19 protein-coding genes are annotated in these 18,591 nt (G+C 65.0%); 8 read left to right on the forward strand and 11 right to left on the reverse strand.

Translation table 11 applies throughout. The features are described from left to right. The first annotated feature begins 45 nt into the window (after nucleotides 1-45). The 5 genes from GVL61_RS01170 to GVL61_RS01190 all read left to right on the forward strand — a co-directional run bounded on the left by GVL61_RS01170 (nucleotide 46) and on the right by GVL61_RS01190 (nucleotide 6,738). Nucleotides 46-1,077: a hypothetical protein gene (locus tag GVL61_RS01170; RefSeq protein ID WP_159975997.1), complete on the forward strand. Its 1,032-nt coding sequence runs from the start codon at nucleotides 46-48 to the stop codon at nucleotides 1,075-1,077. 106 nt (nucleotides 1,078-1,183) lie between these two features. After that, the gene (ettA, locus tag GVL61_RS01175; RefSeq protein ID WP_159975999.1) at nucleotides 1,184-2,863 is read left to right on the forward strand and encodes an energy-dependent translational throttle protein EttA; all 1,680 of its coding nucleotides are present in this window, start codon (nucleotides 1,184-1,186) and stop codon (nucleotides 2,861-2,863) included. Nucleotides 2,864-3,072: 209 nt separating this feature from the next. After that, nucleotides 3,073-4,050 carry an RcnB family protein gene (locus GVL61_RS01180; protein ID WP_235037481.1) on the forward strand — a complete coding sequence of 326 codons (978 nt, stop codon included), beginning with the start codon at nucleotides 3,073-3,075 and terminating at the stop codon, nucleotides 4,048-4,050. A 151-nt stretch (nucleotides 4,051-4,201) separates the two neighbouring features. Next, on the forward strand, nucleotides 4,202-4,861 hold the full coding sequence (locus GVL61_RS01185) for a 2OG-Fe(II) oxygenase (RefSeq protein ID WP_235037482.1): 660 nt from the start codon (nucleotides 4,202-4,204) through the stop codon (nucleotides 4,859-4,861). Continuing rightward, entirely contained in the window at nucleotides 4,861-6,738 is a 1,878-nt protein-coding gene (locus GVL61_RS01190) for a DUF885 family protein (protein WP_235037483.1), read from the forward strand. The genes GVL61_RS01185 and GVL61_RS01190 overlap by 1 nt, the downstream gene beginning before the upstream one ends. Here GVL61_RS01190 and GVL61_RS01195 read toward each other — a convergent pair. From GVL61_RS01195 to GVL61_RS01210, 4 genes are all read right to left on the reverse strand, one after another. Further along, nucleotides 6,681-7,211 (reverse strand): DUF1003 domain-containing protein, encoded by a 531-nt coding sequence (locus GVL61_RS01195; RefSeq protein WP_159976005.1) that lies wholly within the window; start codon nucleotides 7,209-7,211, stop codon nucleotides 6,681-6,683. The two genes, GVL61_RS01190 and GVL61_RS01195, sit on opposite strands and share 58 nt — an antisense overlap. 29 nt (nucleotides 7,212-7,240) lie before the next feature. Beyond that, on the reverse strand, nucleotides 7,241-8,851 hold the full coding sequence (locus tag GVL61_RS01200) for a lysine--tRNA ligase (protein WP_159976007.1): 1,611 nt from the start codon (nucleotides 8,849-8,851) through the stop codon (nucleotides 7,241-7,243). 83 nt (nucleotides 8,852-8,934) lie between these two features. Then, nucleotides 8,935-9,228 (reverse strand): DUF2218 domain-containing protein, encoded by a 294-nt coding sequence (locus GVL61_RS01205; RefSeq protein WP_159976009.1) that lies wholly within the window; start codon nucleotides 9,226-9,228, stop codon nucleotides 8,935-8,937. Next, nucleotides 9,225-10,025 carry a PadR family transcriptional regulator gene (locus GVL61_RS01210; protein ID WP_235037484.1) on the reverse strand — a complete coding sequence of 267 codons (801 nt, stop codon included), beginning with the start codon at nucleotides 10,023-10,025 and terminating at the stop codon, nucleotides 9,225-9,227. Before GVL61_RS01210 ends, GVL61_RS01205 begins: the two co-directional genes overlap by 4 nt. A gap of 147 nt (nucleotides 10,026-10,172) precedes the next feature. Here GVL61_RS01210 and GVL61_RS01215 point away from each other — a divergent pair, with 147 nt between their 5' ends. Further along, nucleotides 10,173-12,890 (forward strand): ATP-dependent DNA helicase, encoded by a 2,718-nt coding sequence (locus tag GVL61_RS01215; RefSeq protein WP_159976011.1) that lies wholly within the window; start codon nucleotides 10,173-10,175, stop codon nucleotides 12,888-12,890. Nucleotides 12,891-12,920: 30 nt separating this feature from the next. Further along, entirely contained in the window at nucleotides 12,921-13,478 is a 558-nt protein-coding gene (locus tag GVL61_RS01220) for a histidine phosphatase family protein (RefSeq protein WP_159976013.1), read from the forward strand. A gap of 11 nt (nucleotides 13,479-13,489) precedes the next feature. On the opposite strand, the gene GVL61_RS24715 is transcribed toward GVL61_RS01220, so the two are convergent. From GVL61_RS24715 to rpmF, 7 genes are all read right to left on the reverse strand, one after another. After that, complete coding sequence (locus GVL61_RS24715) at nucleotides 13,490-13,645, reverse strand: hypothetical protein (protein ID WP_200844728.1); 156 nt, start codon at nucleotides 13,643-13,645, stop codon at nucleotides 13,490-13,492. Nucleotides 13,646-13,648: 3 nt separating this feature from the next. After that, nucleotides 13,649-14,671, reverse strand: a complete 1,023-nt coding sequence (gene rsgA, locus GVL61_RS01225) for a ribosome small subunit-dependent GTPase A (protein WP_159976015.1) — start codon at nucleotides 14,669-14,671, stop codon at nucleotides 13,649-13,651. 194 nt (nucleotides 14,672-14,865) lie between these two features. Then, on the reverse strand, nucleotides 14,866-15,303 hold the full coding sequence (locus tag GVL61_RS01230) for a MerR family transcriptional regulator (RefSeq protein ID WP_159976017.1): 438 nt from the start codon (nucleotides 15,301-15,303) through the stop codon (nucleotides 14,866-14,868). A 28-nt stretch (nucleotides 15,304-15,331) separates the two neighbouring features. Further along, nucleotides 15,332-15,628 (reverse strand): integration host factor subunit alpha, encoded by a 297-nt coding sequence (locus GVL61_RS01235; protein WP_159976019.1) that lies wholly within the window; start codon nucleotides 15,626-15,628, stop codon nucleotides 15,332-15,334. Nucleotides 15,629-15,735: 107 nt separating this feature from the next. Further along, entirely contained in the window at nucleotides 15,736-16,707 is a 972-nt protein-coding gene (locus tag GVL61_RS01240) for a beta-ketoacyl-ACP synthase III (protein WP_200844727.1), read from the reverse strand. Next, nucleotides 16,707-17,768, reverse strand: coding sequence for a phosphate acyltransferase PlsX (plsX, locus tag GVL61_RS01245; protein WP_159976021.1), 1,062 nt, complete (start codon nucleotides 17,766-17,768; stop codon nucleotides 16,707-16,709). Before plsX ends, GVL61_RS01240 begins: the two co-directional genes overlap by 1 nt. Nucleotides 17,769-17,797: 29 nt before the next feature. Further along, nucleotides 17,798-17,977 carry a 50S ribosomal protein L32 gene (gene rpmF, locus GVL61_RS01250; protein ID WP_082057670.1) on the reverse strand — a complete coding sequence of 60 codons (180 nt, stop codon included), beginning with the start codon at nucleotides 17,975-17,977 and terminating at the stop codon, nucleotides 17,798-17,800. Nucleotides 17,978-18,161: 184 nt separating this feature from the next. On the opposite strand from rpmF, the gene GVL61_RS01255 reads away from it, so the two are divergent. Further along, entirely contained in the window at nucleotides 18,162-18,554 is a 393-nt protein-coding gene (locus GVL61_RS01255) for an MAPEG family protein (RefSeq protein WP_159976024.1), read from the forward strand. Nucleotides 18,555-18,591: the final 37 nt, after the last annotated feature.

The raw sequence follows: 18,591 nt of genomic DNA on the forward strand, positions 1-18,591 counted from the left end.
GGTGGGCCACTTGCAGCTGGCCGTCCAAGCGAACACAACCGCGCCATGTTTGCCTCGCTCACCCGCCTCCAGGCCCTTTTCGTTTTTGTCGGGCTGGTGGTGCTGGCGGCGCTGTCCCTGACGATCCGCGCCGAGCCAGGCGGCGCTGCGATCACCGGCACCGGGACGTACTCCGACGTGAAGCTCTACGTCGACATCGCTCAGGCAGTGAGCGGCGGCGAGGACTATTACCACGCCGCTACCCGCCTGCACCGCCTCCACGGCTTTCCGACCAGCCCTTTCGTGACCGTCCGCCTCCCGACCCTCGCCTGGATCGAGGCCGCGCTGGGGCTGAAGACGGCGCACCTGCTGCTGGGTGCGCTGCTGACGATCACCTCCCTCGCCTGGTTCGCGATGCTGCGCCCATTGGTCAACGCTGCCGAGCGGGTGGGCGCAACACTGCTGGTCCTTATCGGCGGCGCCATGGTGGCCAGCGCAAACCTGGTGGTGACCCATGAATTGTGGGCCGGCGTCCTCGTCGCGCTGGCGACGGCACTTCTGGCGCGCGGCCTGTGGGTCCCCGCGCTTCTCGCCATCGCCTCCGCGCTGGCGATCCGCGAACTGGCTCTGCCCTTCGTACCCATCGCCGCATTCTGGGCCTTGCGGGATGGCAGGAGGCGCGAGGCCGCGGCTTGGCTCGCCCTGCTCGCTGCCTATGCCCTGGCGCTCTATCTGCATAAACTTGCCGTCACCCCGCTCTCACTGCCGGGTGATGCACTCTCGCAAGGGTGGGGCGGGATGCGTGGCCCTGCGGCGCCTTTGCGCGACATCGTGGACGTCACGCTCATCAACCTCCTGCCGCCGCCGCTGTCCTACCTTGTCGCCTTCCTTGCTCTGGCGGGCTTCCTCGGTGCGCCTGCCCCGCTGGCGCGGATCGCCCTGCCCTGGCTTGGCGCTATCGTGGTCCTGCTTGCCGGGTTTGCGCGGCCGGTGAATTTCTACTGGGCGATCCTTTGCGTGCCCATGGTGACCGCCGGGCTGGCCTTCCTGCCTCGCCTTGTCCGCCAACTGGTCGAAGCCCTGCGCCGTCGCGGCTGAACCGGGGCCTGCTCGATGCCCGCCCATCTTGCGGGCGCATGTCCGGGCCTGTAAGGGCCGTTGCCAAGAACTCCCTTACCCGTATTCTTCCATCCAAAGGACGCCCATGGCCGCCCAATACGCATACGTCATGAAGGGCATGACCAAGACCTTCACCGGCGCTCCCAAGCCGGTACTCAGCGACATCTCGCTGCAGTTCTACCAGGGTGCCAAGATCGGCATCGTCGGCCCCAACGGCGCGGGTAAATCCACGCTTATCAAGATCATGGCCGGCATCGACACCGACTTCACCGGCGAAGCCTGGGCCGGTGAGAACATCACCGTCGGCTATCTGGAGCAGGAACCAGAGCTGGACCCGACCAAGTCGGTGCTGGAAAACGTCAAGGACGGCGCGCGCGAAACCGCCGACCTCGTCGACCGTTTCAACGAGATCTCCAACATCATGGGCGATCCGCCGGAAGACGTCGATTTCGACGCGCTGATGGAGGAAATGGGCGACCTGCAAGGCAAGATCGACGCCGTCGACGGCTGGACGCTGGACAACCAACTCGAAATCGCGATGGAAGCGCTGCGCTGCCCGCCGGGCGACTGGCCGGTGGAAAGCCTCTCCGGCGGTGAAAAGCGCCGCGTTGCGCTGACCCGGCTGCTGATCCAGAAGCCCTCGATCCTGCTGCTCGACGAACCGACCAACCACCTCGACGCCGAATCCGTCGAATGGCTGGAAAACCACCTCAAGGAATACGCGGGCGCGGTGCTGATGATCACCCACGATCGCTACTTCCTCGACAACGTGGTGGGCTGGATCCTGGAACTCGATCGCGGAAAGTACTTCCCTTACGAGGGCAACTACTCGACCTACCTCGAGAAGAAGTCCAAGCGCATGGACCAGGAAGACCGCGAGGAATCCGGCCGCGCCAAGGCGCTCAAGGAAGAACTCGAGTGGATTCGCCAGACCCCGGCCGCGCGCCAGACCAAGTCCAAGGCGCGTATCCGCAAGTTCGAGCAGCTTCAGGATGCCCAGGCCGGTCGCAAGCCCGGCAAGGCCCAGATCGTCATCCAGGTGCCCGAGCGCCTCGGCGGCAAGGTCATCGAGGTCAAGGACGTGTCCAAGGCTTACGGCGACAAGCTGTTGTTCGAGAACCTCTCGTTCATCCTGCCGCCGGGCGGCATCGTCGGTGTGATCGGCCCGAACGGCGCGGGTAAATCCACGCTGTTCAAGCTGATTACCGGCAAGGAAACCCCGGACTCCGGCTCGATCGAGATGGGCTCGACCGTCCACCTCGGCTTCGTAGACCAGAGCCGCGACCACCTCGATCCCAAGAAGAACGTCTGGGAGGAAGTGTCCGAGGGCGCCGACTACATGACCGTGAACAAGCACGAGATGTCGACGCGCGCTTATGTGGGCGCGTTCAACTTCAAGGGCGCCGACCAGCAGAAGAACGTCGGCAAGCTCTCGGGCGGTGAACGCAACCGCGTCCACATGGCCAAGATGCTCAAGCTGGGCGGCAACGTCCTGCTGCTCGACGAACCGACCAACGATCTCGACGTCGAAACGCTGGGCGCGCTGGAAGAAGCCATCGAGAACTTCGCGGGCTGCGCCGTGGTTATCAGCCACGATCGCTTCTTCCTCGATCGTCTCGCCACCCACATCCTCGCCTTCGAGGGCAACAGCCACGTCGAATGGTTCGAAGGCAACTTCGCCGCCTACGAGGAAGACAAGCGCCGCCGTCTGGGTGACGCTGCCGACCGTCCGACCGCGCTGGCCTACAAGAAGCTGACGCGCTGACCGGAAGCGCGGCTCACCCCGCGCTTTCCGCCACATGAAACAGGCCGCCGTTCCGGAACCGGGACGGCGGCCTGTTCATTTCGACCTCAATGAAAATGAACGGCGAGCAACATAGCGGTTAACGTTCGCGACAGCGGTGATACGTTACCAGTTAGTCCACGATGAGCCGCGATCGCCGTCCGGCGAATTCGGTTTTGGAGACCGGAACAATGGCAAGAACTATAAAGATAAAAGCAGGTGTACTGTTCACGGCCGGCGCCATGGCGCTGGCTGTCACGGGGATGTCGACACCAGGTTTCGCCAAGCCCGACGACGGCGAGCGCGGTGAACGCTCCCAGCGCGCCGCACCGGCGCAGCAGCAGCAGCAGCAAGCACCGCGCATGAACCAGAACGCTCAGATGCGCGCGCAGCGCGAAGCTGCGCGTTCCCAGCCCCAGCCTCAGGGCCAACCTCAGGCACGTGGAAACGACGGCCAGCGTGGCAACTGGCGCGGTAACGAAGGCCGCCCCCAGCCGCAGCAGCAGGTGGAACGCCAGCAGCAGCGACCGCAGGGCCAGCAGGCAAGCCCCAACGAAATCCGCCGCAACCTCCCCGGTTGGGCTGGCGGCACCCGTAACGGCGAGCCGGTGAGCCGAAACAACCCGCCGCAAGGCAATGTCCGCGTGGATCGCGGCGGCGACCGTAACAACGGCCGCGGCGACAACCGCGACCGCGGTTCCTCGTGGCAGGGTAACAATGACCGCCGCGATGACAATCGTGACCGTGGCTCGTCGTGGCAGGGCAACAACAACAACCGCGGCTCGGGCTGGCAGGGCAATAACGACCGACGCGCTGACAACGACCGGTGGCGCGGCAATGGCAACAACCAGAACCGTAACTGGGACCGCAACAGCTGGCGGCGCGACAACCGCTATGACTGGCAGAGCTATCGCAGCCGCAATCGCTCAACCTACCAGATCGGCCGCTACTACTCGCCTTACCAGAACTACTCGTACCGGCGCGTGGGCATCGGCTTCTCGCTGGGGTCGATGTTCTATGGCAACCGCTACTGGGTGAACGACCCGTGGCAGTACCGCCTGCCGGAAGTCTACGGTCCCTATCGCTGGGTCCGCTATTACGACGACGTGCTGCTGGTGGACATCTACAGCGGCGAAGTGGTCGACGTGATCTACGACTTCTTCTGGTAAAACGCCTGGAAAAACCGAAGACCAAAACCCTCAGGTTCGATGAACCTGGGGGTTTTCTCTAGAAAACCTCCGCAGAATACTTTTCACCAGCTGCGGCAGGGCTGGCAATTGATCTGCAGGGTATGGCAGGTAGTCTGCCCGGCAGATGACGATGCCTGCCCATCCCGACCGCAAGGCCCTCGCCCGGATAGGCGCCAGCGTTCGCGAACGGCTCGCCGGTGAACCCTGCGTGCGCCGCCTTCCGGACGAACGCGCGGAAATCTACGCAATCGACGATTTCCTGCCGGTCCTTGCCTGCATCCACCTGATGGCCGCGATCGATGCCGTGGCCTGCCCCTCCAGCCTCATTGACGGTGCCGACTGGCCCGACTACCGGACCAGCTTCTCAGGCGACCTCGACGCCATGGACACCTGTGTGCAGGACCTGGAGGTGCGCATTTCCATCTTGACCGGCATCGCTTCCGCCTGCGGGGAATCCCCTCAGGGGCAGCGCTATCAACGCGGGCAGTACTTCCGCGAGCATTGCGACTGGTTCGACACCGGCTCGCACTACTGGCCACGCGAAAAGCTTTGCGGCGGGCAGCGCAGCTGGACCGCCATGGTCTATCTCAACGCCGTCGACGAAGGCGGCCTGACCGACTTCCCCCGCATGGAACTAAACATCCCCCCGCGCGCAGGCACGCTGCTGCTGTGGAACAACGCCCAGCCCTGCGGCGCGCCCAACCCCTGGACCCTGCACGCCGCCAGGCCGGTGGTGCGGGGCGTGAAATACGTCGTCACCAAGTGGTTCCGGGCCCGCACCTGGCAATGATGGGGCGGACAGGTCCGGAGATCGCGAAACTGGCCCTCGCCAGCGCGGCTGCGGCGCTAATGGCAACGGGTGCGCTCGCGATTGCCCCTCAGGTCGCCGCAGAGGCCCCTGCCAGCGCCGAGAGCCAGGCCAGCCGCCTGCGAGACCTCTTCGTCGATGATGCCGCCAGGGAAGACACGCTCGACCCTCTGGCCGCCCTCTATCGCGGCGATAACGAGGACATCGCCGACCTTGCCCGCATCTACACCGATGCCCTCGCACGCGACCAGCTGACCTCCGCACGCCGCAGCCGGGACACACTGGCGACGATCCACCGCTCCGACCTGCCGGCCGACCTGCAGATTTCCTATGACGTCTTCGCCGCCCTCAAGGACGAGGAACTGACCGCGCTGCGGCCCGAAGTGCGCGCGCTGACGGATGTGCGTCCGTTCAACCACTTCGGCGGCCTCCATGTCGAGTTTCCCTCGCTCATCGCCCCCGGGGGCGTCATCGCCTATGCCGATGAGGACGACTACGCGCGTGCCCTCGCGCTTTACCGCGTATTTCCGCAAATGCTGGACAATGCGATCCAGCGTTTTCGCGAAGGGCTGGCCAGCCAGGTTATCGAACCGCGCCTGACGGTAGAGAACATGATCGCCCAGATCGACGCGATCCTTGCCCGCAGCGGCACAGACTCGCCGTTTCTGCAGCCGCTGAACCAGTTCCCGGAGACGGTGTCCGAAAGCCGGCGCGATGCCCTGCGCACCGCGTTCACAGCCGCCCTGCACGATCAGGTGCTGCCCGCATACCGCCGCCTGCGCACGTTCCTTGCGGAAGAATACCTGCCTGCCGCACCCGGCAGCGTGGGCCTGTCTCAGATGAAGGGCGGCGCGCAGCTCTACCGCGTGCTGATCCACCGCGAAACGACGCTTCCGCTTGACCCGGGAGAAGTGCACAGGCTCGGCCTCTCCGAAGTCGCGCGCATCCGCCGCGAGATGGAAGGGGTGCAGCGCGAACTGGGCGGCACCGGCGATCTTGGCGCCTTCTTCGACCGGCTGCGAAGCGATCCCCGCTTTCATCCGAAGTCCGCCGAGCAACTGGCCCAGGGCTTCGCGCGCATCGGCCGCGAAGTGGACGCCGCCCTGCCGCGCTACTTCGCGCAAGGTCCCGCCGCCCCGCTGCTGATCGAGCCCTACCCCGTCTACCGCGGCCGCTACGAGGCCGGCGGCTCCTATGCCGAAGGCTCACCCGAGCGCGGCCGCCCCGGCGTGTTCTTCTTCAACACTTACGACCTGCCGCACCGCTTTCTCAGCGGCATGACCACGCTCTACCTTCACGAAGCCGTGCCCGGCCATCACCTCCAGATCACCCTGGCACGCGCCAATGCCGACCTGCCGCCATTCCAGCGTTACGGCGACAACAGCGCCTTCGTCGAAGGCTGGGCGCTCTATGCCGAGACTCTGGGATATCCGATGGGCCTCTACGCCGACCCGCTGCAGCACTGGGGCACGCTCGACGACGAGATGCTGCGAGCGATGCGTCTGGTGGTTGATACCGGCATCCATGCGCAGGGTTGGTCGCGCTCCGAGGCAATCGACTACATGCTGGCCAATTCAGGCATGGGCCGCAGCGATGCCCAGACCGAAGTCGATCGCTATATCGCGATGCCGGCGCAGGCACTGTCGTACAAGATCGGCGCCCTCACCATCCAGCGCCTGCAGGCCAAGGCGCGGGCGATGCTGGGGGACCGCTTCGACATTCGCGGCTTCCATGCCGCCGTGCTGGGATATGGTTCCCTGCCCCTGCCGGTTCTGGAAACGGTGGTCGACCTCTGGATCGCTCAGGTTTCGTCGCCGCCCTTGGCCGAGGAGCGCGCGGCGAGAAGTTCGAACAGGTGATCCATACGCTTGTGCAGCCGGATGATCTCCAGCTGGGTACGCAAGTTGACCTCGTAATCGTGGCGGGCGGCGATGCGATCCTTGTCCGACGCGCGGTTCTGGCTCATCATGATGACGGGAGCCTGGATTGCGGCCAGCGTCGACAGCATCAGGTTGAGGAAGATGTAGGGGTAGGCATCGAAGGGATGCAGGCCGAACATCTCAAAAGCGCTGCTGTTGACCAGCATCCAGCCGAACAGCACCACGCCAAAAGCGATGATGAAGCCCCACGAGCCGCCGACGGCCGCCACGCGGTCAGCCAGCTTGTCGGCGAAAGTGGCGTGAAGCGCCGCTTCCTCCTGCGCGTCCGGGCCCATCAGGATGCCTGACGCAATCCGTTCCAGAACCCGCCGCTCCTCGTGGTCCACATCCGCCAGCGTGCGGCCGAGCAGTTCCTCGCAGAGTTCTTCGGGTGTCCGGGACGTCTTGTGCATCGGGCCTCGCCAGATCCGTACCTGACCGCTTATGCCGCCAGCGCCTCGGCGATCAGCTTGCGCGTTTCGGGCACGCCGTAAAGGGCAATAAAGCTGCCCATACGCGGCCCCTGCGACGAACCGAGCAGGGTTTCGTAAAGCGCTTTGAACCAGTCGCGCAGGGTCTCGAAGCCGTAAGCCTCGTTCTTGCCGATTTCGTATACGGCGTTCTGCAGGTCTTCGGCGGTGACATCGGCCCCGGCCGCCGCAAGCTGCGCGTCGAGAGCCTTCAGCGCCTCAGCCTCGTTCGCGGACGGAGCGCGGCGCTTAAGGGTCGGCGCGATGAAGTCGCGGTTGGTCGCGAGCGCGGCGCGCACCATGTCCGCCAGCGCGGGGTGCGCCTCGGGATTGGCGTCGGCTACGTAATTGCCGAGATACGACCACACCTGCTCCGCCGTCGCGTCCGCGCCCAGCACGCCCACGAGGTTGAGCAGAAGCGCGAATGTAACCGGCAGGGTATCGCCCGCACCCGGCTTGTCGCCATTGGTCCGCAGCAGGTGCCAGACCGGGTTGCCCAGCTGCTTGTCGAGCGCCTGCCCTGCCAGGTTGCCCCTAAACTGCCAGTATTCGTCGACAGCCTTGGGGATCACGCCCACATGGAGCTGCTTGGCGCTCTTGGGTTCGCGGAACAGGTAGAAGCCGAGGGAATCCTCGGTGCCATAGGTCAGCCACTGGTCGATGGTCAGGCCGTTGCCCTTGGACTTGGATATCTTCTCGCCGTTCTCATCGAGGAACAGTTCGTAGATCAGGCCTTCCGGCCGCTTGCCGCCAAGGATCTGGACGATCTTGCCCGACTGGGTGACCGAATCGGTCAGATCCTTGCCGCACATCTCGTAATCGACGCCGAGCGCGTACCAGCGCATCGCCCAGTCGACCTTCCACTGCAGCTTGGCCTGACCGCCGAACGCGGTCTGCTCGATGACAGTGCCGTTCTCGTCGGTAAAGCGGATCATGCCGGTGGCGGCGTCGAGCACCTCGACCGGAACCTGAAGGACCACGCCGCTGGTGGGCGAGACCGGCAGGACCGGCGAATAGGTCTTGCGGCGCTCTTCGCGCAGGGTCGGCAGCATGACGCCCATGATGCCTTTGTAATGGGCCAGAACGTTGCTCATCGCGGCATCGAAGCCGCCCGAATTGTAACGGTCGCTGGCCGAGACGAATTCATAGTCGAAGCCAAAACGGTCTAGGAAGTCGCGCAGCATTGCATTGTTGTGATGCGCAAAGCTCTCGTGCGTGCCGAACGGATCGGGGATGCGGCTGAGCGGCTTGCCAAGGTTGGCGCGCAGCAGATCGCCGTTGGGGAGGTTATCGGGAACCTTGCGTAGCCCGTCCATGTCGTCCGAGAAGGCGACAAGGCGCGTCGGCGCGCCGCCGGTCAGCGCCTCATAGGCGCGGCGCACCAGCGTGGTGCGCAGAACTTCCTGGAAAGTGCCGATATGCGGCAGGCCCGATGGGCCGTAGCCGGTCTCGAACAGCACGGGCACAAGGTTGCCCTGCTCGTCGCGCTTACCCTGAGGATAACGCTTGAGCAGCTTCTGCGCCTCCTGGAAGGGCCAGGCCTTGGATACGCGTGCGGCTTCGATCAGGGCATTTTCAGTCATGGCCGCGCTCATTGGCGAAATGCGCGATTTTCGCAAGGGTGGAGTGCATTCCTCCCCGAGCTGGCCGGGGAGGAACTGCGGCCTTAGCCCTCGCGCCAGGACCACTCATACGTGAGCGGCGCTTCGCGGAAGGCGAAGCGGTCGATGTGGTTGGCCACAACGCCGGTCAGTTTCTCCACCTCGTCACTGTCCGCGCCGGTGATGGCAATGGCGATGCCGCTATCGTCCGCTGCCATGGTGGCGACGGCGGTAGGGAAAGTGACCGTTCCGGTATCCCCCTCCACCTGCGTCTCCAGCTTGTGACTCCAGTGGTTGCACAGCTGCTTGACGTACTTGCCGCCGCTGGCCGTCTTCACGTTCGCTTCGATAGTGTTCATCCCTCGATCCTTTCGATCTTGCGGGTGGCCTCGTCGATGGCATCGGCCACCTTGAGGACCAGTTCGCGGTCCGCGCCGTCCTGCGAGAGGCGGTCGAACATCGCGGTCTTGAGCGCATGCATGGCGCGGCGCACCGGGGCAGGGTCAACCTTGTCCCGCTGGGCGGCAAGTGCGGTGAGGCGCTCCTTGAGTTCGGCCGCCTTGGCGCTGTCCGCCTCGACCTTGACGCGGCCTTCATCGGTAACCTCGAAAGCCTTGCGCGAAGTGCCGTCCGCGACCGGCGCGATCAGGCCCGATTCCTCCATATAAGTCAGCGCGGGGTAGACCACGCCGGGGCTGGGCGCATAGTCGCCGCCCGAAAGCGCCTCGATCTCACGGATCAGGTCGTAGCCGTGACGCGGGCTTTCCGCGATCAGCGCAAGGAGCAGGGTCTGCAGCTCGGCCTGGTCGAACAGGCGCTTGCGCCGCCCACCACCGGGGCCACCACGACCGCCGCCATCGCGGCCACCACCCGGACCACCCGGCCCCATGCCCCAACCGCCGCGCCCGCCGGGGAAGCCTTCCCCGAACCCGCCGCGTCCGCCGAAAGCACCGGCGCCCATCAGGCCGCGCACCATGGCATGCTTGCCGCGCCGGCCCAGCACCGCGCGGACTTCGTCCACGCCGTCCTCCGCCCTGGCCATCATAGCCGCCATCACCGCTTCACGGTCGAATCCGTGTCCACGCCCATGACCGAAGCCGCGGCCCCTGCGACCACGTCCGTGACCGCGCTCCTGTGTGTTGTCTTCGTTTCTCATCTTGCGTTCCATATTCTTCATGATGGCTCTAAGATATATCTAGAATGATCTCATACAAGGGCCAAAAATGTATCCCCCTGTAATTTTTGCGTGAGCATCCCCGGACCCGCCGTTTCCAACCTGCCTCGTCGTCCCTAAGACGGGGCCATGGCCGCGCTGTCCCTCCCTGCCCTTCATGCCAGTCACAGCGGTTGCTGGCGGCGCGATGGCGAATCTACGCGCACGATCTCCAAGGGCGAGGCAGTGACGGTGGCGGCCGATACGCCGCAGCTCATCCTCAACGCCCCGCTGCTGGCGACGCGGCTGGGCTATCCCGACCTCGCCGGGCTGGACCTGCTGGAACTTTACGCCTTCATCCACCCGGCGCGCTTCGTGGTGCCCACGCCCAAGGGCCTCGCCCACGCGCTGGGCCTGACCGAGCCGACCGGAGACCCCGACGTGCCCCGCCTGCTGCAGGAAGCAGCCGGAGCCCTGCTCGAAATGTGCGAAAGCGATGCGTGGCCCGAGCGCGAGGGCGCATGGACCGCACTGCAATCGCTCACCAAGATGCGCTGGCCGTGGTCCACCCTGCTCTCCCCCCGCGTCCGCCGCCCGGAACGCGCCGAGCGCTGGCTGTTCACCCGTCTGCCCGAATGGGAGGAAAGCCCCGAACCCGCGCAGCCCCGCCAGATCGTGCTGGAGGACGAGGCCGTGCTGGCCCGGCTGGCGCAGTTGACCGGATCGAGCGCCGAACAGCGCCCCGGCCAGCGCGCCTACGCCGCCGAGGCCGCCCACGCCTTCGCCCCGCGCGAACGGTCTGGCCGCCCGCATGTCCTGCTGGCGCAGGCCGGCACCGGCATCGGCAAGACGCTGGGCTACCTCGCCCCCACCTCGCTGTGGACCGAGCAGTCCGGCGGCACGGTATGGGTTTCCACTTATACCAAGGCGCTGCAACGCCAGCTTCGGCAGGAAAGCCGCCGGGCCTGGCCGGAACGCCGCGCCGACGGCACCCGCCCGGTCGTGGTGCGCAAGGGCCGCGAGAATTACCTGTGCCTGCTCAATCTGGAGGATGCGCTGCAAGGCGGCTATCAGGGCCGCGCAGCGATCCTGGCGCAGCTGGTAGCGCGCTGGGCCGCCTATAGCCGCGACGGCGACATGATCGGCGGCGACCTGCCGGGCTGGCTGGGCACGCTGTTTCGCCAGCGCGGCATCGCCTCGCTCACCGACCAGCGCGGCGAATGCGTCTATGCTGGCTGTCCGCACTACCGCAAATGCTTCATCGAGCGCGCCACCCGCGCCAGCATCGGCGCCGACCTGGTGATCGGCAATCACGCGCTGGTCATGGTCAATGCCGCGCGCGGCCGCGATCCCGCATCACGCCCCACCCGCATCGTCTTCGACGAGGGCCACCACGTCTTCGACGCCGCCGATTCGACCTTTGCCGCTGCCCTCACCGGGGCCGAGGCGATCGAACTGCGGCGCTGGGTGATCGGCCCGGAAAAGAACGCACGCGGCCGCCGCCGGGGCCTAGCCGCGCGCCTCGCCGACATCGCCAGCTATGACGAGGTCGGCGGCAAGGCCATCACCGATGCCCGCGCCGCCGCAGAAGCCCTTCCCGGCGACGGCTGGATGCAGCGTCTGGCCGAAAACGCCGCCTCCGGCCCGCTGGAGGAACTGCTCTCGGCCGTGCGCGCCACCGTCTACGCCCGCGACGAAAGCGGCGGGCAGGACGCTGGCTATGCGCTGGAAACCGAGGCGGCCGGGCTGGAGGGCGCTTTCGTCGAAGTGTCGCAGGCCGCGCGCATGGCGCTGGTGGAACTGCGCCAACCGCTGATCCGCCTCGGCATGAGGCTGGAAGCCCTGCTGGAAGAACCGCCAGACTGGCTCGACGGCCCCGGCCGCGCGCGGCTGGAAGGTGCCCGTCATTCGCTGACATGGCGCGTCGACACCCTCGCCGCGTGGGAATCGCTGCTCAACCGGCTGGGCGGCGCGGCCGATCCCGAATTCGTCGACTGGCTGGCGGTGGACCGCTCCGAGGCGCGGGAATACGACATCGGCATCCATCGCCGCTGGCTCGACCCAATGAAGCCTTTCGCCAAAGTGGTACTCGAACCCGCCCACGGCGTGATGCTGACGTCGGCCACGCTGCGCGACGGGCAGAACTGGGACAAGGCAGTGGCCAAATCGGGCGCTGCGCAGATCGACGTGGCGCCGCGCCTGTCCGCGCACCAAAGCCCGTTCGACTATGCCGCGCAGGCCGAAGTGCTGATCGTAACCGATGTGCCCAAGGGCGATATCCCTGCGTTAGCGGGGGCTTATGGCCGCCTTATCGAGGCTTCGCAGGGCGGCGCACTGGGCCTGTTCACCGCGATCCGCCGCCTGCGGGCAGTACACGGCCGCATCGCCGACCGCCTCGCGCGTGGCGGACTGCCGCTTTACGCCCAGCATGTCGACCCGATCGACACCGGCACGCTGGTTGACATTTTCCGCGACGATCCCGCCGCATCGCTGCTGGGCACCGACGCCCTGCGCGACGGGGTGGACGTGCCCGGCCATTCGCTGCGGCTCGTCGTGATGGAACAGGTGCCCTGGCCGCGCCCCTCGATCCTCCACCGCGCACGGCGGCTGGCGAACGGGGGCAGTGCCTACGACGATTCGCTCATCCGCGCGAAGCTGGCGCAGGCCTTCGGGCGCCTGATCCGCAGCCGCGAGGATCATGGCCATTTCGTGGTGCTCTCGCCCGCGTTTCCCTCGCGCCTGCTCTCCGCGTTCCCGCAAGGAACCCCGATCCGGCGGATTTCGCTGGAGGAGGCTTTACATCGCGTGGCCGCCCATGCTTCAGGGGCACCGGCCGTCCCGGCCGAAGATACCTCGCCGCTGTTCTGACCCCCCCGCTGCAGGAACTGGTTCGCAATCATGAAGACCCTGGGCATTTTCCGCCACGCCAAATCGGACTGGAACGACGCGCGCTTGCGTGACTTCGACCGTCCGCTGAACAAGCGTGGCCGGGTCGGCGCGGGCGTCATGGGCAAGCACATCCGCGATTATGGGCGGGAGAATCTGGTCGGCTGGAAGCGTATCCTCGCATCCCCCGCCGTGCGCGTAACCCAGACCATCGAGCTGGCCGGGGAGGCCGCAGGCGAAACCCCGCCAATCACCTGGGACCGGCGCATCTACCTAGCCAATTCGGCAACGCTGATGGACGTGCTGCGCGAGCAGGATGAAAATCCGCGCTCGATCCTGCTGGTGGGGCACAACCCGGGGCTGGAAGACCTGATCTTCGACCTCGTGCCCGACGACGGCTCAAGCCCGATGCGCGACGTGGTGGAGGACAAGTTTCCCACCGCGGCCTACGCCGTGGTCCAGCTCGATATCGAGAACTGGGCCGATCTGGGCGAAAACTGCGGGCGGCTCGTCCATCTTATCCGCCCGCGCGATCTCGACCCTTCGCTCGGGCCTAACCTGAACGACTGAACAGGCGGGGTTCAACCCGCCTTCTTGGCCTTGTGCTCGGCCAGCAGCTTGTCCAGTTCCTCGATCCTGAGCCGCTCGGGCGTGCCCTTGGCAAGGCCCTTCAGGCGGCAGGCGGCCCAGAGACTCTTGCGCTCGGATTGCAGCGCCTTCAAATATAGATCAGCCATACGTTATTTCCTTTTTCCGGTGCCCCGCGTGCGGCTGCGCCGCTCCGCCAGGCTGTCGGTATTGACGATGTCCTCGGCAGACAGCTTGCGCCATCGCTCGAGGCGGGTGACTGTCAGCGTGCCCTGCGCCAGGGCCGCCTGAATGGCGCATCCCGGCTCGGCCTCGTGGCTGCAGTTGGTGAAGCGGCATTCCAGCGTCAGGGCGACGATGTCGTCGAACACTTCGGCAATCCCGGAGGTCGCGTCCGAGATCTGGAATTCGCGCATGCCGGGGGTGTCCATCAGCCAGCCCCCCTGATTTAGCCGATGCATCTCGCGCACGGTGGTCGTGTGCCGACCCTTGCCGTCGATTTCGCGTACTTCCTGGGTCAGAATACTGTCAGAACCGCGCAGCGTGTTGACCAGCGTGGACTTACCCACACCCGACGAACCCAGCAGCGCAACCGTCTCGCCAAGCCCGCAGCGACCGGCAAGGCGGGCCACGCTCGCGGGATCGCGCGCATTGACCAGCTCGACCTGAAGACCAGGCTGCAATTCGCGCGCAGCCTCGCGAAACGCCTCGGGCTCATCGGTAAGGTCAATCTTGGTGAGCACCACGACCGGCGTCACCCCGACTTCGCGCGCCAGAACCAGATAACGCTCCAGCCTCGGAACACTGAAATCCTGGTTGCAGGAGGCGACGATGAAAAGCGTATCGACGTTGGCGGCGATGAGCTGAATGCTGCGGCCGTGACCCGGCGCGGGACGCTTGAACAGGTTCACGCGGGTAAGGATACGCATCACTTCCCGGCTCTCCCGGTCGATGAGCAGCCAGTCGCCGACCGTGGGGCGATCTTCCTCGCCCTGAGAATCGGAAATGCGGGGGGGAATCATGGCCTCCAGTTCCTCGCCCGCAACCGCGATCATGCCGCGGTACACGGCCATGACACGAACCGGCTGGCATTGCTGGTCTTCCTCGGCCGAAACCTGCGCGCTGAAAACCGGCTTCCAGCCAAGATCGGCGAGAGTGGGTACATTCACTTCCATGAGACTTCGGCAGCGACCTTCTGGTTCGGCCCCGGCCAGCGGGGAAAGGAGCGACAGGTGGTCAGGCAGATCCGGCGCGCTACCGCACGCCGGGCCACCCGCCATCCAAGGCGTCCATGGCGCATACAGATCAACGGGTCAGTTGGATATGGCTGCATTCACTTGCCCGCATCGCAGGCCGGCAACCGAGCCGTTTAGGCTACGGCCAGCCCCGCAGCGAGTTCGGCGCGAATCGCAGCAAGTTTCCCAAAGAACTCTTCGTCGACCGACTTGGTAGCAACTTCGGGAACGGCTTGCGGAATACTTGCATCTGACTGCAATAACTTGTCCGCGATGACTTTCTCAGCGCCGCGTAGTGTATAGCCCTCGCGGTGGACGAGATGGTCGATCTGGGCGATCAGCGCCACGTCCTCGGGCCGGTAATACCGGCGCGAACCGCTGCGCTTGATCGGGCTGAGGGCGGAAAACTGTTCTTCCCAGTAGCGCAGAACATGGGGGCGAATTCCCAGAGCCTTGCCGACCTCACCAATGGTGCGCAGCGCTCCGGGGTCCTTGCCGTCGTCGAATATCGGCACAACACCGCGGCCCGTGTCGCTGGAAACCTGGTCTGCCTGGGTGTCTGAAACGCTCATACCTGCCTTATCCCGAAGGGTTTTCCCTTCAATCCTGGGCGATACGGTCCTTCAACATCTGGCTGGCCCGGAAGGTCATCACGCGCCTTGGCGTGATCGGCACTTCCACGCCGGTCTTGGGATTACGGCCGACCCGTTCGCCCTTGTCGCGAAGCAGGAAGGTCCCGAAGCCCGAGATCTTGACGTTCTCGCCATTGCTGAGAGCCGAGCACATCTGCTGGAGGATCGACTCCACCATGGCAAGCGACTCCGCCCTGGATATGCCCAGTTTCTTGTGAATGGCTTCGGCGATCTCTGCCCTGGTCAAAGTATCTGTTGAGCGCATCAAGCCCGCATCCCCTTCGTGCGCTGATGCAGTGATAATATGAAAAACCGCGAAGAAAGCAATGCTGCGTCCAATATTGAACGCAACTGGACCAATTCAGGCAACCATTAGACCCGAATCAGGCTTGCACCCCACGTAAATCCGCCACCCATGGCCTCAAGCATGACCAAATCACCGACCTTGATGCGCCCGTCGCGGACCGCCTGGTCCAGAGCGAGGGGGACCGAAGCGGCCGAGGTGTTGGCGTGCTGACCGACCGTCATGACCACCTTCTCGGCAGGCATGTTGAGCTTCCTCGCGGTCGCATCGAGAATGCGCGCATTGGCCTGGTGGGGTACCAGCCAGTCGATGTCGTTGGTGGAAAGTCCAACTTCATCAAGGACTTCGCGTAGAACCTCGGCGAGATTGACGACAGCGTGGCGAAAAACCTCGCGGCCTTTCATACGCAGCTTGCCGACCGTTCCGGTGGTCGAAGGACCACCGTCGACGAAGAGTAACTGGTTGTGCGCGCCGTCAGCGTGAAGACGGGTGGCTAGGATACCCCGGGGGTTTTCACCCTCCTGTTCCTGCGCTTCAAGAACAATAGCGCCGGCGCCATCGCCGAAAAGGACGCAAGTCGTGCGATCTTCCCAGTCGAGGATGCGGCTGAAGGTTTCCGAACCGATTACGAGCGCGCGCCTGGCCATGCCTGTGCGCAGCATCGAATCGGCGACGCCCATGGCATAGAGAAAGCCCGAGCATACAGCGGCAACATCGAAGGCGATGCCGCCCGCGCGGCAACCCAGGTTGCGCTGGACGATCGTGGCGCTGGCCGGGAAGGTCTGATCGGGCGTCGCGGTGGCGAGCACGATGAGATCGATCGACGCCGCATCGATTCCCGCGGCCTCGATCGCCTTGCGGCCTGCCTCGGTGGCAAGGCTGGACGTGGTTTCGTCCGGCGCGGCGATGTAGCGGTTGGTGATGCCGGTACGCTCGACGATCCACTCATCGGTGGTGTCGACCCGCGTTGCGAGTTCGGCGTTGCTGACAGCCTGGCGCGGAAGCGCCGAGCCGGTTCCGATCAGGACCGAACGTAGCATCAGGCGCTTTCTTCCTGGACACGTGGCATACGCAAGGTCGACCCTCCCAGGCGGGCAAGGTCGGCGGTGATGCGCTCTGTCACGTTTTCCTCCAGGAGCCGCGCGGTGACCGCCACGGCATTGGCCACTCCGGCAGCGTTGGCGCTACCGTGGCTCTTCACGACAATGCCGTTGAGGCCAAGGAAGACCGCGCCATTGTGATTGTTGGGATCGAGATGATACTTGAGCAGCTCGGTCGCCGGTTTCGAGATCAGGAAGCCGATCTTCGAACGCAGCGAACTGGAGAAGCCACGCTTCAACAGGTCGGCCACGAATCGCGCCGTGCCCTCGACCGCCTTCAGGGCGACATTGCCGGAGAAACCATCGGTCACGACGACATCGACCTCACCGCGGCAGATCTTGTCCGCCTCGGTGAAGCCGTCGAACGACATCGACAGGTCGCCGGCCGCACGCCTGAGAATGGCGGCGGCATCGCGCACCTCGTCGGTGCCCTTGATTTCTTCGCTGCCGATGTTGAGCAGCCGCACGCGCGGCTGTTCACGCCCGGTCGCAATACGGGAATAGGCAGCGCCCATCACCGCGAACTGGACCAGGTTACGGCTGTCGCACTCGGTGTTCGCACCAAGGTCGAGCATGACGACATCACTGTCGCCCAGCGACGGCAGCAAGGCTGCTAGCGCGGGACGATCGATACCAGGCATCGTACGCAGCGAGAGCTTTGCGATGGCCATCAACGCGCCGGTATTGCCGGCACTTACGGCCGCGCCGGCATTGCCGAGCTTGACCGCTTCGATGGCCTTGCCCATCGACGTACCCTTGGCACGCCGCAAGGCCTGGCTCGGCTTGTCCTCGCCGCTGATGACGCCTTCGGTATGAAGGATCTCGGAGCTGGCCCGCAAGTTGGGATGCGATTCGAGCGCGGCTTTAATCCGCGTCTCATCACCCACAAGCAGGAACTTGAAACGGTCGTGCCGGCGGCGCGCGAGTGCGGCGCCGTCGATCATGACACGCACGCCCTCGTCACCGCCCATCGCGTCAATGGCGATACGCGGCAAACTCATGGGCTCTCTCCGAAATTCGTCAGGTGTCTTTAAACTTCGACCGCGACGATTTCACGACCGTTGTAGTGACCGCAAGCACCGCACAGGTTGTGCGGACGCTTCAGTTCGCCGCAGTTCGAGCACTCATGGAATGCTGCGACCGTAAGCGCGTCATGGCTACGACGCATACCGCGGCGGGAAGGGGAAACTTTTCTTTTAGGGACAGCCATTTCGGCACCTGTTCCTGGAACTGCTGTTCTGTAAAAAACGCCGCCAATGGCCGAAGTCGGACATGGCGGCTTGCGAAGGCGCGCCTATACCTCATTTCAGGCGAGTTGCAACCCGTTACTCCCTCGCTCATGACAACCACGAACGAGCCCAAGCCGACATTCGGCCTACCCGGAGCACCATTAGATGATTCTGCAGACCACCCTGAGCCTTGCGGCAGCGGCAGCCGTGCTAAACTTCTGGCTCGCGGTCCGCACCGGCAAGGTCCGCTTTGGCAGTAAAGTATGGCACGGCGATGGCGGCAACCCGATTCTTTTGCAGCGCATGCGCGCTCATTCGAACTACGTAGAGAATACGCCTTTCGTACTGATTCTCATCGCTGCGATCGAAATGACCGGCAAGGGCGGCACCTGGCTCGCGGTCGTCGGCTCGCTCTACATGTTGGCACGCATCGCCCATGCCTTCGGGATGGACAAGGCCGAGCAGTCGCCGCTGCGCGCAATCGGGTTCATCACCACCGTGCTGGTACTGCTGGGCCTGTCGGCGATGGCCATACTGATCGCGCTGGGGCGCTTCTGAAGGATTATAAGCGTCATCCCGGCCCCTACACCAAAGG

The sequence above is a fragment of the Novosphingobium sp. 18050 genome, assembly GCF_902706195.1.
Classification (GTDB): Bacteria; Pseudomonadota; Alphaproteobacteria; order Sphingomonadales; family Sphingomonadaceae; genus Novosphingobium.